The organism is Enterococcus sp. OL5 (genome assembly GCF_006491895.1).
GTDB lineage: Bacteria > Bacillota > Bacilli > Lactobacillales > Enterococcaceae > Enterococcus_D > Enterococcus_D innesii.
Window position 1 is genome coordinate 1 of the sequence record NZ_VHIL01000038.1, and the last position, 2,048, is coordinate 2,048.

General features: G+C 29.7%; 3 protein-coding genes. All 3 read right to left on the reverse strand.

Annotated elements, in window-relative coordinates:
- Positions 1 to 135: 135 nt before the first annotated feature.
- On the reverse strand, positions 136 to 882 hold the full coding sequence (locus tag FJU10_RS18895; RefSeq protein WP_223273158.1) for an Arm DNA-binding domain-containing protein: 747 nt from the start codon (positions 880 to 882) through the stop codon (positions 136 to 138).
- 42 nt (positions 883 to 924) lie between these two features.
- Positions 925 to 1,128 (reverse strand): DUF3173 family protein, encoded by a 204-nt coding sequence (locus tag FJU10_RS18900; RefSeq protein ID WP_140966738.1) that lies wholly within the window; start codon positions 1,126 to 1,128, stop codon positions 925 to 927.
- A gap of 787 nt (positions 1,129 to 1,915) precedes the next feature.
- The coding region (locus tag FJU10_RS18905; protein WP_140966737.1) for an IS3 family transposase at positions 1,916 to 2,048 on the reverse strand (133 nt) is incomplete at its 5' end.

Sequence of the window (2,048 nt, forward strand, 5' to 3'; positions counted from 1 at the left end):
AACAAACTCTGTTCTTTTTTCCAGTCTTCAAGCTTTCGTGATAACCTTTTCCCTGTAGAAATTGTACGATAGGCACTTTTTGTTTTAGGAGTTGAGAAATACCAATTATCTTTTTTTGTGTATACTAAAGTTCTCTCAACTGTGTATTTGGTTTTTTTTTAAGTTCACATTACTCCAAGAAAGTGCGGATAGTTCACCAATCCTTAGCCCTGTATAAAATAGCAATTCAAAAACAAGTTTTCTGTGTTTATTTTGAAAACTATTATCCTTGAAAGAATTGATTACTTTTATAAAATCATCAAACTCCCAAAAACTAACCTTCTTATTTTCTACAGATAGAATAGAAACATTTATAACTGGATTTTTATCAATGTATCCTTCTTTTTCGGCTCGATCCATAACAATTTTTAAATGTCCACGAATTCGATTAATATAGCTTTTAGACAATGCTTCTTTCTCACTTTTCAATCTAGAGTTTCTTGAAGTCATTTGACTTAGTTCAAATATCCAATCCTCAACGACTTCTGTCGTAATATCAATAATTCTATAATGATAGAACGATATTAATTTCTTTTCAAATATGAATTGCGCATTCTCAAATGTTTGGCGCTTTACTTGCCTTTCATACCACTTAACAAATCTACTTTTGTAAAACTCCTCAAAAGTCACGAGGTCTTTACGTAATTCTTTCTTAATTATTCTTGAATTTTTAGGTCCATAGGCAGACATATAATTATCATATGCTATCTTCGCCTCTCTTTGTGTCGAAAAACCCCTCCTTGTTTTTTGTATTCTTTTTCCGTTAGAATCCATTCCTAAGTATGCTCTGAAATACCATTTTTTAGTTTTTTTATCTTGATAAATACTCTTTATTTTCCCCATAATGAATACTCCTAGCAAACCCTTTCATTTTTATTTTAGCAGTCATTTACGAATTTTCAAGTGAAACAATTTTTCAATTATTCTTGCCGGTACAACATTTATTTGCCTATTATTGTATAAATATATCCCTTCAACATTAACTAAATATTGTTTAGCTTCTCTTAGCATTTGTGTTGCTTGATTATTTTTAAATCCCATTGAAATTAAATCGGATTTAGTTATCATTATATCAAATTCATTAATCATCATTGTCCTCCCATTTTTAATAGTTTTCTGTTGACTATAGAAGAATCTTATTTGCTCTTTGATTATATCTATTCTATAAGCTTTTACCAGAATAATATTTTATCAATTATGTTTTTATTTTTACTTATCCATGCATGGCAGATTCCTAATTTACCTTTAGAATAACATCCAAGTTCTAACCTAGTATAAACAAAGAATAAGGAGCAGTTAAATATTGATACAAAAGTATTTAGAAGATATTCAGGCTGTTCTTTTTTTACTTCAAACATTTTATTAATTACTTTGGAAAATATATACCGGAGTGCTACTCTTTTTATCAAAGGGGCACTTATTTGGACATCATCATCTTAAACAACTATTTATTTGACTAAAGATCTTATGACTTTATCACTACTTTGTGCTTATCTTCCCTTCAAATCTTAGAAATCCTTGTTCACAAAGTTACTTACTACTTAGACACTGAAAAGAGTTTAGAAAATGGTCTATGCGATTATCAATGAACAATAGACGAACTAATCATGCTCTTATATAATAGTTTTACCAAATTTTTTCATAAGATATATTAGTTTTGCAATGAATGACACATTTTGACAAGTAGTTGAATTAAAAAGCAAAGGAATTTACTAAACATTCCTCTCGGTAAATGGCACTTAATGGCGTACAGTACTTTGGAAAAAAACAACGAAAAAAGTGGCTCTATAATTTATGGAACTGATAAATGTACTGACCCCCAGAAGTTAGACCAAAATCTACTTCTGGGGTGGAGTTGTCAAGAAAAACTAGACACTTAGTTAAGAGAATAAGCGGATTTTTTTTCAAAATCTCTAGGAGATTGGTAGTCAAGGGCAGAGTGTATGCGTTTTGTGTTATAGTAAGTTTCAATATATTTAAATATCTCCATTTGAGCTTGATCGATATCG

Bases quoted from the DNA above. Each gene is read 5' to 3' on its own strand.
- FJU10_RS18895 (WP_223273158.1), bottom strand. From the start codon at position 882: ATGGGGAAAATAAAGAGTATTTATCAAGATAAAAAAACTAAAAAATGG.
- FJU10_RS18900 (WP_140966738.1), bottom strand. From the start codon at position 1,128: ATGATTAATGAATTTGATATAATGATAACTAAATCCGATTTAATTTCA.